A 13906-nucleotide genomic window follows, 5' to 3' on the forward strand; every position below is an offset into this window, starting at 1 on the left:
GTATTATCTGCTCTTATTTGATGAATGAGTTGGCAAAGTTAGTAATTTTTTGCCTAAAATCATTTTCTTTTGGAATTTATTCGTAATTTTGCAAATAGAATGATTTTATAAACTATTTCATGGATAAGATTGAACAATACAAACAACTGACTAGTCAGATTCGCTCGCTTATTGAGGGCGAGACAGATGCAGTGGCAGTGATGAGTAATGTGGCTGCTGCCATTCACCAAACGATGGGATTCTGGTGGACTGGATTCTATCGTGTGGCAGGTGAAGAATTGGTGCTTGGACCTTTCCAAGGACCTGTGGCATGTATGCACATCCCCTTTGGAAGGGGTGTCTGCGGCACGGCATGGAAACGGGCAGAGACTGTTGTGGTGCCCGATGTGGAGCAGTTTCCTGGTCATATAGCATGCAGTAGCGAGTCGAGGTCGGAGATTGTCGTACCGGTGTTTGGACATGACAATACGGTTGTTGCCGTACTTGATATTGACAGCAGGGAACTGAACACCTTCGACGAAACAGACCGTCAGTATTTAGAGGAAATCTGCAAGATAATCATAGGTTAAAATGTAGAATCATCAAGGCCCAACATCGGCTTTATCCACATCTCCACTGCCGTCGGAAGTATGAAGGCTGTGGATGCTAAGACACTAGAGGGCTGGGCCAAGAATGAAATGGTATGCTCCCAAGGAAGCCATAATACCTACTTTTGATTAACTCACTTTTGCAGGCTTTTGCTGGTGCGTAATACTTAAAACACTCGTTTTTAGGTATTGCGCACCTTATTTGTTTGCCGTATCTTTGCAGCGCAATTATAATATTTTTGTTAATAATAAGTTGATATATGAAAATTGAAAAGATTCATGCAAGAGAAATCCTCGATTCAAGAGGTAATCCAACAGTAGAGGTAGAGGTAACACTCGAGAACGGTGTGATGGGGCGCGCCGCTGTACCATCAGGTGCATCGACTGGCGAAAACGAGGCCCTAGAACTGCGTGATGGCGACAAAGAGCGCTATCTGGGTAAGGGTGTGCTGAAGGCCATTGACAACGTCAACAATGTGATTGCACCTGCGCTGAAGGGTGACTGCGTGCTGGAGCAGCGCGCCATCGACTATAAGATGCTGGCACTCGACGGCACTCCTACAAAGTCTAAGTTGGGTGCTAACGCAATTCTTGGCGTTTCGCTGGCTTGTGCTCAGACTGCGGCTAAGGCACTGAACATACCCCTTTACAGATATATTGGTGGCTGTAATGCATACACACTGCCCGTACCTATGATGAACATCGTGAATGGTGGTGCACACTCGGCTGCTCCTATTGCTTTCCAGGAGTTTATGATTCGTCCGGTAGGTGCCAGCAACGAGCGCGAGGCTATCCGCATGGGTGCTGAGGTGTTCCACAATCTGGCCAAGTTGCTGAAGGCTCGCGGACTTTCTACTGCAGTAGGCGATGAGGGTGGCTATGCCCCTAACTTCGACGGCATCGAGGATGCACTCGACACCATTGTAGAGGCTATTAAGAAGGCTGGTTACGAGCCAGGTAAGGACGTGAAGATTGCTATGGACTGTGCTGCATCTGAGTTTGCTACCTGCGAAAACGGACAGTGGTTCTACGACTATCGCCAGTTGAAGAACGGTGCAAAGAAAGATCCTAACGGAAAGAAACTCTCGGCCGACGAGCAGATTGCCTATCTTGAGCAGCTCATCACCAAATATCCTATCGACTCTATCGAGGACGGACTCGACGAGAACGACTGGGAAAACTGGGTAAAACTGACCAAGAAGATTGGCGACCGCTGTCAGTTGGTGGGCGACGACCTGTTTGTTACCAACACTAAGTTCCTGGAGAAGGGTATTAAGATGGGCGCTGCCAACTCGATATTGATTAAAGTGAACCAGATTGGTTCGTTGACAGAGACCTTGGAGGCTATTGAAATGGCTCATCGACACGGCTATACCACAGTGACCTCTCACCGATCAGGTGAAACAGAGGACACCACGATCGCCGACATCGCAGTGGCCACAAACTCTGGACAAATCAAGACTGGTTCACTTTCTCGTACAGACCGTATGGCCAAGTACAATCAGTTGATCCGCATCGAGGAGGAACTGGGTGATACAGCAGCCTACGGCTACCAGCGACTGAAATAACGCAGTTATAAAACTTCTTTTGAATAAATCATTAATAGTAAAACAACTTAAAAATGCAGATAAGCTGTGAAGCTTGTCTGCATTGTATTATATAGTCCATTGTTTTGATAAAATTTATAGTTTTACTATAATGGTTTTGTTTTTTTTTCGTATATTTGCAATCAAAATAATGAGTATACACAACTTCTTACTATCACTCTTGAACGTGGTTTGCGAGATGGCTCCCTATCTGTTGTTGGGATTCTTCATCGCAGGGGTGCTGCATGTGTTCGTGCCGCAAAGGTTCTATGCCAATTATCTTTCGCGAAAAAACAAGTTTTCAGTGTTATGGGCGGCACTACTGGGTGTACCACTGCCGCTGTGTTCGTGCGGAGTAATCCCTACGGCTATCGGACTTAGAAATGAGAAGGCTTCGAAAGGTGCCATCGCTTCGTTTCTGATTGCCACACCGCAGACGGGCATCGACTCCATCCTGGCTACATTCTCGCTGATGGGACTGGGCTTCGCCATTATCCGTCCTACGGCAGCACTTATCACGGGCGTTTGTGGTGGACTGCTTGTGAACCGATTGGTTAGCGAGGATGATATAAAGGACGATGTGACTACTTCGTGCCAAGTGGAAAGCGGCAATAGAATTTGGCGCGTGCTGAAATATGCCTACTATGATATGCTTCGCGACATCGGCTTGCGACTGCTCATCGGTCTTGTTGTGGCAGCATTGATTCAGGTGGCTGTGCCTGATGAATTCTTCCTTAGCTTTGGCAGTCAACCGCTATTGCAGATGCTGGTGATATTGGTCATCGCTGTACCCATGTATATCTGTTCTACGGGTAGCATCCCCGTGGCAGCGGCATTGATGATGAAAGGACTTTCGCCAGGAGCGGCATTGGTGATGCTGATGGCAGGTCCTGCCGTTAATCTCGCCTCCATCCTCGTTGTGCATAAGTCCATGGGTCGTTGCTTTACATCGGTTTATCTGATGACCATCGTTGGCTTTGCTGTTCTCTTCGGAGTGCTGCTCAATGCTACGGGAATTCTCAATTCTCAATTGTCAATTATCAATTCTCATGCGGCTTGCTGCATGGATACATCCGCTCTGCCCAGTCTGTTTAAGATTGTTTGCGCCATTGTATTAACATTATTAATTATATTTGCTCTTATGATGAAGTTTTTCAGCAAGTTTACCAGCAAAAGGCCCTTAGACCCCGATGTGACCGTCTATCGTGTTGAGGACATGCATTGCAGTCATTGCGAAGCTGCCGTAGTACGTGCCGTCGAAGATCTCCCTGGTGTAGAGAAGGCTAAGGCCAGTGCCTCTGCCAACACCCTTAGCATCAAAGGCACTGCCACCGAAGAAGTTATCCGTGCTGCCGTTGAAGGTATTGGTTATACGTTCAAGGGTCGAATGTAGGCGAGCGTATATCAAACATTATGTGGACAGCCACCTGAGTGCTACCAACGAGATGATCGCCGGCATCAAATTTGTATCTTTGCAGGATAAAAAACTAAATGAAACGATTGTAAAGGATATGAACATAGAACAAGTGAGAGAATATACGTTGTCGCTCCTTGGCGTGACAGAAGATCAGCCATTTGGCGACGATATCCTGACTTTAACGCTGAGTGTGATTGGACTGGGATAATTATTTTTCGCCCTATGACAACAACATTAATAATTGGATTGCTGATTCCACTGCTGGGCACGATGCTTGGCTCGGCCTTTGTGTTTTTTATGAAGGGCGAGATGTCGGAACGACTGCAGAAGTCGCTGCTGGGCTTTGCATCGGGCGTGATGGTGGCGGCATCGGTATGGTCGCTGCTGATCCCTGCGATGGAAATGGGGGCTGATAGCGGCAAATGGAGCGTGATGCCTGCTGCCATAGGCTTTCTGCTGGGTATGGGCTTCCTGCTGATGATTGATGAACTGACGCCGCACTTGCATATAGGCACGGATAAACCTGAGGGCATGCGGTCGCACCTGTCGAAGACGGCAATGCTGGCCCTGGCTGTCACCATCCATAACCTGCCTGAGGGTATGGCTGTGGGTGTGGTGTTCGCAGGTGCTGACAGTGGGGCAACGAATATCTCCCTTGCCAGTGCCGTTGCAGTGTCGTTGGGTATCGCCATCCAGAACGTGCCCGAGGGGGCTATCATCTCGATGCCGATGAGGGCGGCAGGCAACAGTCGCTGGCGCTCGTTCCTGATAGGCTCGCTGAGTGGTGCTGTGGAACCTGTTGGTGCTGTGGCCGTTCTCCTGCTGGCATCACTGCTGATGCCTATGATGCCCTATATGCTGGCCTTTGCTGCTGGCGCCATGTTCTATGTGGTGGTAGAGGAACTGATTCCAGAGGCCTCCAGCGGTCAGCACTCTAACCTTAGTACCATCGGCTTTGCCATTGGTTTCGTACTGATGATGGTGCTCGATGTGGTGATGGGGTAGTGGTGCGTATGATTTTTGACGATAAAGAATTGTGTTTTTGAAATGGAATACTTGCCAAAAGATCCTGCTATATTGGTTTCGAGTGTGAACATGCTGCTGCGTGATGAGGAGTTTGACACGCTGGAGTCGCTATGCTATAACTTTGGAACAGAACCGAAAGAGATTAAGGATTACTTGTATGGGCACGGATTTGTGTACAGTGAGAAACAAAGACAGTTTCGCCCGATAGGTTATGACGCATTGACACGATGATGACGAAGGATAGTATTGAGACGGCCTACAGTTTCCTGCATCAGAAGCAGAGAATCTATGTTCATTCTACGCTCGACTGGCAGAAAGATGATATTGAGATGGCTATTGCCAGTTATGCCGATGAGATGAGTCAGGATTTGTATGATGCTATCAGTGGCGGCAGGACTGACTTTCTGCGCGACCATAAACACTTTCAAGAGGACATCACCAAGGCTGTGGAGATGCTGGAAGAGATGTTGTAATATAAAAGGCCCCCGACTTGCAGAAATGCAAATCGGGGGGCTTGAATGATAAAATGGATGGCTATTTTGCTTCAGCCACAACTTCAATCTCAACTAATGCACCTTTGGGGAGAGTCTTGACGGCTACAGCAGAACGGGCAGGATATGGCTCTGCGAAAAACTCGGCATAGACGGCATTCATGTCGGCAAAGTCGTTCATGTCGGCCATGAAGACGGTTGTCTTTACTACATCGGCCATTGTTAGGCCGGCTTCTTCAAGAATAGCCTTCACGTTGGTCAGTGACTGACGGGTTTGTTCCTTGATGCCTCCCTCGGCAAAGCTGCCAGTGGCAGGATTGATGGGAATCTGACCAGAGGTATATACGAGATTACCTACTTTGATGGCCTGACTGTATGGGCCAATGGCAGCGGGTGCAGCCTTTGTGCTGATAACTTCTTTCATACTTGTTATTAATCTAGTTATTCTTTATTAATTGTTCTGTCTGTTGATCCAGAATCCTAAACTATCCTAATTCTTGGGGCAAAGGTAAGAAAATTCGGGCAAATTATGCTATCTTTGCCAAAAGAATTATGTTATTGACCAGTTCATACTGTTGTAGGTGGAATAAAAGATATGACGATTGATATGAAAGAGATTAATTACAAAGACATGAAGTTCAATCCGTTCAACCTGTTTGGTGATGAATGGATGTTGGTGACGGCAGGCAACGAGCAGAAGTGTAACACGATGACGGTTTCTTGGGGACACCTGGGATGTCTGTGGGGACATAACGACCCAACGGCAGTTGTTTATTTGCGTCAGTCGCGCTATACCAAGGAGTTTGTTGACAGGGAGGGCTACTTCACGCTCTGCGTCATGGATAAGTCGTTTAAGAAGCAGATGGCCTACCTTGGCAGCGCTTCTGGGCGCGATGAGGACAAGATCTCAAAGGCTGGTCTCACCCCTGTCTATGCTGATAATACCGTTTGGTTTGAGCAGGCTAAGTTGGTATTGGTTTGCAAGAAGGTATTTCAGTCGGAGTTGCAGGAGAGCGGATTCCTTTGTCAGGATACCCTCGATCAGCACTATGCCCAGGGCGACTTCCATACGATGTATGTCGGCAAGATTGAGAAGATACTGGCCAGGGATGATGAGTATCTTGGATAGACAATGAGATGATAACATGCTGCAATAAGAATACAATGAAAAGATTCATATTGAAATATTGGTATGCACTGCCCATTCTGTTGGCTTTGTCTATGATTTCCCTGATATTTCTATTCCTCTCATACCCATCTGTAATTGGAGATTTTTTTAGTTTGCTACTGCTTTTGACATTAATTCTACTTCCTGTTTCATGGGTCGTTCTTTTTGTCAATAAGCAGAGACGGAAGTGTTTTCTGTCTTTTAGCTTTTCTTTCGTAATTTTTGGAGTCCTTTGTCTTCCTCTAATGATGGTTTCTATGAGTGGCCCCGACGGATTTGGAAGGAATCATCCCATTCCTGATGGTTTGAAATATAATTTGCCCCTTGAAGAGGACTCGTGTTTGAAAGAACCTGTTGATAGTCTTGATCCCAATACATATTTAACTATATGGAAAGATTGCCAAGGAGGTATTTATACGTATGACTTCTATTATGGGCCGTTACCTGCTGGAGATATCTATCTTAAATGTTTTGAGGTCACAGAGAACCTTCCGCTATCGGAGGAAAGAATCGCCGCAGAGAGTAGTCAAGCTATTATAAACCCAACATCCTCATTTTCGAAATTGGTAAGCAGACATGAATTTACCATTTACGAGGGTGACTGGGGTGACTATTATGCTGCCCGTATTGAGGTGTGGCACAGAGATGCTACTACAAAGAAGGAAAGAAAACTTATGGAGAAGGTCTACCGTGTAGAAGGATGGATGAGATAATTTGCAGGTAGGTTTTAGGTTGTTATCAGTATGATGACTCCACTGATACAGATGTAGGCATAAACGATGTAGCGGAAAATGCGGTTGGGGATATGCTTGAAGACATAGGCGCCCAGAAGCGTGCCAATGATGACTCCGCCGAGACCATAAAAATAGTCTATGGCAACGGTGGTAGTGAAGAAACCGTTATAGGCTCTCACGCCAGTCATCATTAGGTTTCCAATCAAAAAGTAAGTCTGCGTCATTGCCATATAGTGCTCTTTCGTTGGCTCACTCTGAATGAAATAAAGCACGGCAGGCGGGCCTTGCATGCCGAAAAAGCCGCCCATCAATCCGCTTAACGTTCCGGCACCTACCTGTACTTTCTTTGTTGTCGGTAGTTTTATGCGTTGGCTAAACAGCATAAAGTAAATACTGATAAGGATGAGTGTCGCACCAAGGATGCGTCGAAGGATGTGGTCTTCAATGCGTGTTAGGGCAAAGATGGCGATGGATGATATGATGATAAACGTCAGTAGAATTGGCCAGAGGCGGCTCCAGGTGACGTGGCTGCGCATACGCCATACAATTGCAGCAGAGGTGGTGATGGCCAGCAGACCTGAGAGCGTTGTAGCTTCGCCATAGCTGGGCATGAAGAACGGCAGCATCGTCATGATGAAGATGCCAAAGCCAAAGCCTGTGGTGCGTTGAATGAAACTGGCGCCAATGCTCAACAGGAAAATGGAGAGGACGAAACTCATCTTTTATTAAATTATGGCACAAAGATAGTAATTTTTAATGGATAATATGTATATTTGCAGATAAAATCATTATTTCTATGAATCGTAGTCAAGAAATCATCCGTACCAGTTGGATAGGCATCGCTGCTAATGTGCTGTTGGCGGGGTTCAAGGCCGCAGTGGGCGTTCTGGCCAGCAGTGTGGCTATCGTGATGGATGCCGTGAACAACCTGAGCGATGCGTTGTCGAGTGTCATCACCATTGTGGGCACCAAACTCTCACAGCGTCCTGCCGACAGGAAACATCCCTTTGGCTTTGGTCGCATCGAGTATTTCAGTGCCATCATCATCGCCGTTATCGTGCTCTCCGCGGGTATCACTTCTCTTATTGAGTCGGTGAAAAAAATCTTCGATCCCACGGAGCCTTCGTACACCACAACGACACTGGTAGTCATCGTGGTGGCCATCGTGGTGAAACTCATCCTTGGTCAGTATGTCAAGAAGAAGGGCGAGCAACTGAACAGCGATGCGCTGATAGCCTCCGGCTCTGATGCGCTGTTTGATGCTGTCATCACACTGGCAACACTTGTTTCGGCAGGTGTCATGCTTCTGTGGGGTGTGTCGCTCGATGGTATCCTGGGTGCACTGATATCCATCGTGATTATCAAGGCTGGTATCGAGATGCTGGCCTCACCTGTCAACGAACTGCTTGGAACGAGCATTTCGGCAGACTTCGCCAAACAGATTCAGAAGGAGGTGGCAGACTTCGAGGGCGTTCATGGCGTGTTCGACCTGATACTGCATAACTACGGTCCTGACGTGAAGATAGGTTCGCTACATATCAACGTCTATGATACCATGTCGGCACACGATATTCACGGGCTGACGCGCCGAATCTCCACGCAGATGTATGTGCGTCACGGCATCATCATGACCGTTGGTGTCTATGCTGTTGCCACTGGCGATAACCGCCGTGCCGAGTTGCAATCGCAGGTGATGCAAGCACTCGCTGCCCACAAAGACATTCTTCAGGTACACGGTTTCTATTATTCAGAGAAACACAATTCCCTCTCTGTCGATATCATCCCAGATATCTCCGTCCATGACGAAGCCGCCTTTGTCTGTCAGCTGACGACAGAGCTACAGCCGTTAGTTCCCGACATGAAAGTCGTCATCGTAGTGGATCATAACTACTGTGAGTAATACCTACTTCAGATTAACCACTTTTTTATAATAAATATGTGTTCGCACCTGCAGACAGAAGCATTGCTATATTATCTTTTAGGCATTAATGTCGTGACATTCTTAGTTTATGGCATTGATAAGGTTAAAGCCAAGCACAATAGCTGGCGCATATCGGAAGCTACTTTGCTTACATTGGCAGTTGTCGGTGGTGTCATCGGGGCGTTGTTGGGTATGAAGGTATGGCGGCATAAGACTCAGCACAAGAAATTTAAATACGGAGTACCACTGATTCTGTTGACTCAGATATCGCTCGTTATCGTGTTATTGTTTTAATCTGTTTGATTACCTGGAGAAGAAAAATGAAGAAGATGAGATATGAATAAAGTAAGAATCACAGCTGTTCGTCAGACTGTCTATGAGGATCTGATGGCGAAATATGAGAATCCCATCGAACACACCTGCGATGTCAGGGTGGGGCAACAGTGGGTTTCCATTGACGGCCAGCAACCTGAAGGCATGTGCCCGTCGGCGTGGAGTTCCATGCGTGAGTTCGTTGAGTCGCTGGCCCGTGGTGAGGGTAATTTTTACGATGGATGGATGAAGAATCCAATGAGTGCGATGATCAGTTGCAACGACGGCTTCCGTCCATTCAGTTTTTATATAGAAGTGATTTGATTGTGATATGATCGGAACAATTGTTAATACAGCTACCATCATTATAGGCAGCATCATAGGTAGCGTGCTTCATCGTGGCGTGAAGGAGAAATATAAGGAGGTACTTTATACAGGATTGGGACTGGCATCGCTGGCCATTGGTTTGAATGCAACCATCAGCCACTTCCCTCAGTCGCAGTATCCTGTACTTTTTATCATATCGCTGGCCATAGGAGGCGTCATTGGCACTGCACTCGACATTGATGGCCGATTTAAGCGTTTGATTGATAAGTTGCAGCGTGGAAAGAAAAATAATGGCAACCGGCTGGCCGAAGGCTTGTCAACTGCCATCCTGCTCTATTGCATCGGCCCGCTGTCGATGCTCGGACCTGTTATCTCGGCCTTGAAGGGCGACCATACCTTTCTGTTTACCAATGCCACGCTCGACTTTGTTTCGTCGATGGTGTTTGCCTCTACTTACGGCATCGGTATGGTTTTGGCAGCACCAGTGCTGTTCTGCTGGCAGGGCATGTTCTGGCTCGTTGCCCATATCAGTAGTACTGCTGTCAGCGATGCGCTCATGGCTGAGTTGTTGATTGTTGGTGGATTGCTCATCACGGGTAGTGGACTCTCGCTGTTGAACCTGAAAGATTGCAAAACGCTTAATCTGCTACCAGCCCTTCTGGTGCCCGTTGTCTGGTTCCTGATATGTGCTCTTGTATGAACCAATAGAAATGGATATGGTAGAAAAGAAAAAGAGGTCATCTGCTGATGACCTCTTTTCTGTGATCCGCTTGGGGTTCGAACCCAAGACCCCAACATTAAAAGTGTTGTGCTCTACCAACTGAGCTAGCGGATCGCCCTATTAAGGATGACTTCTTTGCGAAATCGGCTGCAAAGGTACTAACTTTTTTTGAACCAGCCAAATTTATTCGGATGATTTTTCTTTTTTGGCGGTATTTTCCTCTGTTATAGCGATTTTTTCCATCGTTTCCTCGTCTTCACGGGTGACATATCGTTGATAGTACGCAATGATGAGGGTGGTGGCAGGTAGCGCAATGATGAGGCCGATAAAGCCTAATAATGCACCCCAAACCGACAGTGACAGAAGAAGAATGGCGGGGTTGAGGCGCATGGCCTTACCCATGATGTATGGGGTGATAATCAGGTCGATGATAACCTGGACAATGGCAAAGACCGCAACTGCCATGGCGAAGATAATCCAGAAATTCTGTCCTGTGTCCGCGGCTTTGAGAAGAGCCAGTAGGGCAGTGGGAATCAGGGCGAAGGTGTGTAGATAGGGCACAAGGTCAAGAATGCCGATGAGTATGCCGAGGCCAATGGCCATGGGGAAGTCGATGATGGTGAAGCCTATGCAGAAAAGAACGCCCATGATGAAGGCAACCATGCCTTGACCACGGATGTAGTTGCTCAGCTCACGTTCGGCATCTTTAGCCAGTACACTCCAGAACGGGCGACTCTTCTTTGGGAAGATCTTTATCCAACTGTCTGTCAGATACTCGTAGTCCATGAGGATGAAGAACATATAGAGTAGGGTGATGAGTGAGGCGATGAGGCTGATGATGATGCTGGCCGTCTGGCCCACCATGCTGAACATCTTGGGAATGGCATTCCTGACACTCTCGCTGAAGTTCTCGCTCATCAGGTATTCTTCGAGTTCCTGATGATGCTCATTCGTCCATTGGCTCACGGCCTCAGGTATGTTCTTGATGTGTGCAGCATTGCGAATATAGGTGCTCACAAGGTCGCCTAACTTTTGGAACTGCTCAATCATGGGTGGAATGATGAGCCATCCGATGCCGCAAAGGATAGCGATGACAAGAATCAGGGTGACGACGATGCTGAGTACCCTACCCGGAACGTGAAGCTTGTACTGTACGAACTTGACGACAGGGTAGAGTAGGTAGGCTATGAACCATGCTGCGGCAAAGGGCAGCAGAACACTTCCCAGGTAGTTGAGAAGGCAGACGATGGCAATGGCCAGCAGACCGTAGCCTAACCAGCGTACAAAGGTGTCGAAAGTGATAGGTTTGTCGTACATCGCTATATTGTTTTACTCGTTGTTCTTTATTGCTTTCTGATAGCATTCACGGCACAGCGGCTCGTATTCCTGCGTTTCGCCCAGAAGTACGCGCTTGTCGTTTTGTACCTTGCGGTGACTGACATAGGCCAGCGAGCCGCATTTCACACAGATGGCATGCACTTTGGTTACTTCGTCGGCAATGGCACAAAGGGCTGGCATGGGGCCGAAGGGAATGCCTTGATAGTCCATGTCGAGTCCAGCCACGATAACGCGCACACCACGGTTGGCCAGTTGGTTACATACGTCAACAATGCCATCGTCAAAAAACTGTGCCTCGTCAATACCCACCACCTCAATATCTTCTGCCAACAGTAGAATACTGGCAGAGGAGTCGATAGGTGTTGACTGGATGTGTTTCTGGTCGTGGCTCACAACGTCTTCCTGCGAATAACGCACATCGATGGCGGGCTTGAAAATCTCAACCCGCTGCTTGGCAAACTGAGCTCGACGCATTCTTCGGATAAGCTCCTCTGTCTTTCCCGAGAACATCGAACCGCACACAACTTCTATTCTTCCTGGGCGGTGTGCCTCACCCGTTAGATTTGTTGTCATAGTTGGGTGCAAAGATAGTAAAAAGTTTATAGTTCATAGTTCATCGTTCATGGTTTTTTTAGTAAAATGTTGTTAATTTCTGACAATTATGAATGATGAACTATGAACTATGGACTAAAAAACATTATCTTTGCAACCGAAATGGGAATACTTTATATTGTACCCACACCTGTGGGCAACATGGAGGATATGACGATGCGTGCCATCCGCATCCTGAAGGAAGCTGATCTGGTGCTGGCCGAGGATACTCGTACGTCGGGTGTCCTACTGAAGCATTTTGAGATAAAGAATCAGTTGATGTCGCATCATAAGTTCAATGAGCATGGCACCAGTGCAGGTGTGGTTCAGCGTCTGCTGGCTGGTCAGAATGTGGCGCTGATTAGTGATGCAGGTACGCCTGGCATCAGTGACCCAGGTTTCTTTCTGGTGCGCGAGGCTGTCAGAGCCGGAGTCGAGGTGCAGACACTGCCTGGACCAACGGCGTTTGTGCCAGCCTTGGTGAGTAGTGGCTTGCCTTGCGACCGTTTCGTTTTTGAGGGCTTCCTGCCCCAGAAGAAAGGTCGTAAGACACGCTTGGAGTCGCTGGTCAATGAGGAGCGTACGATGATATTCTATGAATCACCCTATCGTGTGGTAAAGACATTGGAGCAGTTTGCCGAGTTTTATGGCAGCGACCGACAGGTGAGTGTCTGTCGTGAGATCTCCAAGGTGCACGAAGAGAGTGTTCGTGGAACACTGGCCGAGGTAATCGCTCACTTTAAGGAAACGGAGCCTCGTGGCGAGATAGTGATTGTGTTGGAAGGAAAAAAGGATTAAAAGATAATTAGTTATGATGAAAAAGTTTTTGTTTATTGCCATGTGTCTGTTGGCACTGGCATCGTGTAAGGACAATGGCAATACGCGTCAGACGGCTGATTTGAGTTCACGTATCGATTCTTTGAACCGTGTGAATGTGCAGAAGGACAATGAGATTAACGATATGCTTGAGACCCTCAACACCATTGAGGATGGTTTCCGTGCTATCAATGAAGCTCAGGGTCGTGTGACGATTGAACGCCGTGGCGAAGGTACTGATGCTGCACAGCGTATCCGTGAGAACATGCAGTTTATCAACGAGACGATGACGCAGAACAAGGAGCTCATCAATAAGCTGCGCTTGCGTCTGCGAGACAGTAATACTGCCAGTGAGCAGTTGCGCAAGACATTGGAGAACCTGACTGCTCAGTTGGAGGAGAAAGAGAGCGAGTTGGCTGTGTTGCGCCAGGAACTGGAGGCCAAGGATATTCATATTGCAGAACTTGACGAACAGGTGAGTCAGCTGAACGAGGATGTGGTGATGCTGAAAGATGAGAATGCTCAGAAGACTGAGACCATTGGCTCTCAGGACAAGGAACTGCATACGGCTTGGTATGTGTTTGGCACTAAGCGCGAGCTGAAGGAGCAGAATATCTTGAAGAGTGGTGAGGTGCTTCAGGGTAACTTTAATAAGAACTACTTTACCAAGATCGATATCCGTGTGGACAAGGAGATTAAGCTGATGTCACGTGATGCTCGTATTTTGACTAATCACCCTGCAGGTACTTATACCCTGGAGCGTGATGCCAACAAGCAGTATGTGCTGCGCATCACGAATCCCCAGCAGTTCTGGAGCACCAGTAAGTATCTGGTGGTACAGGTGAAGTAAATAATAAAAGCGATAAGATGA

At 47.5% G+C, this 13906-nt stretch carries 18 protein-coding genes and 1 tRNA gene; 14 read left to right on the forward strand and 5 right to left on the reverse strand.

What is annotated here, in order from left to right; genetic code table 11:
- Window positions 1-119: 119 nt before the first annotated feature.
- The 6 genes from M1D30_RS01770 to M1D30_RS01795 all read left to right on the forward strand — a co-directional run bounded on the left by M1D30_RS01770 (window position 120) and on the right by M1D30_RS01795 (window position 5089).
- On the forward strand, window positions 120-569 hold the full coding sequence (locus M1D30_RS01770; protein WP_248505642.1) for a GAF domain-containing protein: 450 nt from the start codon (window positions 120-122) through the stop codon (window positions 567-569).
- A 278-nt stretch (window positions 570-847) separates the two neighbouring features.
- Window positions 848-2155, forward strand: a complete 1308-nt coding sequence (gene eno / locus M1D30_RS01775) for a phosphopyruvate hydratase (RefSeq protein WP_248505645.1) — start codon at window positions 848-850, stop codon at window positions 2153-2155.
- Window positions 2156-2324: 169 nt separating this feature from the next.
- Window positions 2325-3566 carry a permease gene (locus M1D30_RS01780; protein WP_248505646.1) on the forward strand — a complete coding sequence of 414 codons (1242 nt, stop codon included), beginning with the start codon at window positions 2325-2327 and terminating at the stop codon, window positions 3564-3566.
- Window positions 3567-3812: 246 nt separating this feature from the next.
- Window positions 3813-4595 carry a ZIP family metal transporter gene (locus tag M1D30_RS01785; protein ID WP_248505648.1) on the forward strand — a complete coding sequence of 261 codons (783 nt, stop codon included), beginning with the start codon at window positions 3813-3815 and terminating at the stop codon, window positions 4593-4595.
- 42 nt (window positions 4596-4637) lie between these two features.
- A complete protein-coding gene (locus tag M1D30_RS01790) occupies window positions 4638-4847 on the forward strand; it encodes a DUF4250 domain-containing protein (protein WP_248505650.1) in 210 nt (69 codons plus the stop codon).
- On the forward strand, window positions 4844-5089 hold the full coding sequence (locus M1D30_RS01795) for a hypothetical protein (RefSeq protein WP_248505652.1): 246 nt from the start codon (window positions 4844-4846) through the stop codon (window positions 5087-5089). The genes M1D30_RS01790 and M1D30_RS01795 overlap by 4 nt, the downstream gene beginning before the upstream one ends.
- Window positions 5090-5150: 61 nt before the next feature.
- Here the strand turns inward: M1D30_RS01795 and M1D30_RS01800 are convergent, their stop codons facing one another.
- The gene (locus M1D30_RS01800; RefSeq protein WP_248505654.1) at window positions 5151-5531 is read right to left on the reverse strand and encodes a RidA family protein; all 381 of its coding nucleotides are present in this window, start codon (window positions 5529-5531) and stop codon (window positions 5151-5153) included.
- Window positions 5532-5714: 183 nt separating this feature from the next.
- On the opposite strand from M1D30_RS01800, the gene M1D30_RS01805 reads away from it, so the two are divergent.
- Window positions 5715-6236 (forward strand): flavin reductase family protein, encoded by a 522-nt coding sequence (locus M1D30_RS01805; RefSeq protein ID WP_248505655.1) that lies wholly within the window; start codon window positions 5715-5717, stop codon window positions 6234-6236.
- Window positions 6237-6271: 35 nt separating this feature from the next.
- Window positions 6272-6988, forward strand: a complete 717-nt coding sequence (locus tag M1D30_RS01810) for a hypothetical protein (protein ID WP_248505657.1) — start codon at window positions 6272-6274, stop codon at window positions 6986-6988.
- Between the two features lie 14 nt (window positions 6989-7002).
- Here M1D30_RS01810 and M1D30_RS01815 read toward each other — a convergent pair whose 3' ends face one another.
- A complete protein-coding gene (locus tag M1D30_RS01815) occupies window positions 7003-7728 on the reverse strand; it encodes a sulfite exporter TauE/SafE family protein (protein ID WP_248505659.1) in 726 nt (241 codons plus the stop codon).
- Between the two features lie 77 nt (window positions 7729-7805).
- Between M1D30_RS01815 and M1D30_RS01820 the strand changes: the two genes are divergently transcribed.
- The 4 genes from M1D30_RS01820 (at window position 7806) to M1D30_RS01835 (ending at window position 10269) form a co-directional block, all read left to right on the forward strand.
- A complete protein-coding gene (locus M1D30_RS01820) occupies window positions 7806-8909 on the forward strand; it encodes a cation diffusion facilitator family transporter (protein ID WP_248505661.1) in 1104 nt (367 codons plus the stop codon).
- A gap of 93 nt (window positions 8910-9002) precedes the next feature.
- A complete protein-coding gene (locus tag M1D30_RS01825) occupies window positions 9003-9224 on the forward strand; it encodes a DUF1294 domain-containing protein (protein ID WP_248505663.1) in 222 nt (73 codons plus the stop codon).
- Between the two features lie 42 nt (window positions 9225-9266).
- On the forward strand, window positions 9267-9566 hold the full coding sequence (locus M1D30_RS01830; protein WP_248505665.1) for a TIGR04076 family protein: 300 nt from the start codon (window positions 9267-9269) through the stop codon (window positions 9564-9566).
- A 7-nt stretch (window positions 9567-9573) separates the two neighbouring features.
- Window positions 9574-10269, forward strand: coding sequence for a DUF554 domain-containing protein (locus M1D30_RS01835; RefSeq protein WP_248505667.1), 696 nt, complete (start codon window positions 9574-9576; stop codon window positions 10267-10269).
- A gap of 62 nt (window positions 10270-10331) precedes the next feature.
- On the opposite strand, the gene M1D30_RS01840 is transcribed toward M1D30_RS01835, so the two are convergent.
- The 3 genes from M1D30_RS01840 to M1D30_RS01850 all read right to left on the reverse strand — a co-directional run bounded on the left by M1D30_RS01840 (window position 10332) and on the right by M1D30_RS01850 (window position 12201).
- A tRNA-Lys gene (locus M1D30_RS01840) sits at window positions 10332-10404 on the reverse strand.
- Window positions 10405-10473: 69 nt separating this feature from the next.
- Window positions 10474-11607 (reverse strand): AI-2E family transporter, encoded by a 1134-nt coding sequence (locus M1D30_RS01845; RefSeq protein WP_248505668.1) that lies wholly within the window; start codon window positions 11605-11607, stop codon window positions 10474-10476.
- A 12-nt stretch (window positions 11608-11619) separates the two neighbouring features.
- Window positions 11620-12201, reverse strand: coding sequence for a thymidine kinase (locus M1D30_RS01850; RefSeq protein WP_248505670.1), 582 nt, complete (start codon window positions 12199-12201; stop codon window positions 11620-11622).
- A gap of 141 nt (window positions 12202-12342) precedes the next feature.
- Between M1D30_RS01850 and rsmI the strand changes: the two genes are divergently transcribed.
- Both rsmI and M1D30_RS01860 read left to right on the forward strand, forming a co-directional pair.
- Entirely contained in the window at window positions 12343-13017 is a 675-nt protein-coding gene (gene rsmI, locus M1D30_RS01855; RefSeq protein WP_248505672.1) for a 16S rRNA (cytidine(1402)-2'-O)-methyltransferase, read from the forward strand.
- A gap of 16 nt (window positions 13018-13033) precedes the next feature.
- Window positions 13034-13885: a hypothetical protein gene (locus tag M1D30_RS01860; RefSeq protein ID WP_248507711.1), complete on the forward strand. Its 852-nt coding sequence runs from the start codon at window positions 13034-13036 to the stop codon at window positions 13883-13885.
- Window positions 13886-13906 lie beyond the last annotated feature (21 nt).

Origin of the sequence: Prevotella sp. E15-22 (assembly GCF_023204875.1) — a bacterium.
Classification (GTDB): domain Bacteria; phylum Bacteroidota; class Bacteroidia; order Bacteroidales; family Bacteroidaceae; genus Prevotella.

What these genes read in the sequence shown, in the direction of transcription:
- M1D30_RS01835 (WP_248505667.1), top strand. Translation starts at nt 9,574, where the DNA reads ATGATCGGAACAATTGTTAATACAGCTACCATCATTATAGGCAGCATC.
- M1D30_RS01770 (WP_248505642.1), top strand. Translation starts at nt 120, where the DNA reads ATGGATAAGATTGAACAATACAAACAACTGACTAGTCAGATTCGCTCG.
- M1D30_RS01800 (WP_248505654.1), bottom strand. Translation starts at nt 5,531, where the DNA reads ATGAAAGAAGTTATCAGCACAAAGGCTGCACCCGCTGCCATTGGCCCA.
- M1D30_RS01845 (WP_248505668.1), bottom strand. Translation starts at nt 11,607, where the DNA reads ATGTACGACAAACCTATCACTTTCGACACCTTTGTACGCTGGTTAGGC.
- M1D30_RS01815 (WP_248505659.1), bottom strand. Translation starts at nt 7,728, where the DNA reads ATGAGTTTCGTCCTCTCCATTTTCCTGTTGAGCATTGGCGCCAGTTTC.
- M1D30_RS01790 (WP_248505650.1), top strand. Translation starts at nt 4,638, where the DNA reads ATGGAATACTTGCCAAAAGATCCTGCTATATTGGTTTCGAGTGTGAAC.
- M1D30_RS01830 (WP_248505665.1), top strand. Translation starts at nt 9,267, where the DNA reads ATGAATAAAGTAAGAATCACAGCTGTTCGTCAGACTGTCTATGAGGAT.
- M1D30_RS01805 (WP_248505655.1), top strand. Translation starts at nt 5,715, where the DNA reads ATGAAAGAGATTAATTACAAAGACATGAAGTTCAATCCGTTCAACCTG.
- M1D30_RS01850 (WP_248505670.1), bottom strand. Translation starts at nt 12,201, where the DNA reads ATGACAACAAATCTAACGGGTGAGGCACACCGCCCAGGAAGAATAGAA.
- M1D30_RS01820 (WP_248505661.1), top strand. Translation starts at nt 7,806, where the DNA reads ATGAATCGTAGTCAAGAAATCATCCGTACCAGTTGGATAGGCATCGCT.
- M1D30_RS01780 (WP_248505646.1), top strand. Translation starts at nt 2,325, where the DNA reads ATGAGTATACACAACTTCTTACTATCACTCTTGAACGTGGTTTGCGAG.
- eno (WP_248505645.1), top strand. Translation starts at nt 848, where the DNA reads ATGAAAATTGAAAAGATTCATGCAAGAGAAATCCTCGATTCAAGAGGT.
- M1D30_RS01795 (WP_248505652.1), top strand. Translation starts at nt 4,844, where the DNA reads ATGATGACGAAGGATAGTATTGAGACGGCCTACAGTTTCCTGCATCAG.
- M1D30_RS01810 (WP_248505657.1), top strand. Translation starts at nt 6,272, where the DNA reads ATGAAAAGATTCATATTGAAATATTGGTATGCACTGCCCATTCTGTTG.
- M1D30_RS01860 (WP_248507711.1), top strand. Translation starts at nt 13,034, where the DNA reads ATGAAAAAGTTTTTGTTTATTGCCATGTGTCTGTTGGCACTGGCATCG.
- M1D30_RS01785 (WP_248505648.1), top strand. Translation starts at nt 3,813, where the DNA reads ATGACAACAACATTAATAATTGGATTGCTGATTCCACTGCTGGGCACG.
- rsmI (WP_248505672.1), top strand. Translation starts at nt 12,343, where the DNA reads ATGGGAATACTTTATATTGTACCCACACCTGTGGGCAACATGGAGGAT.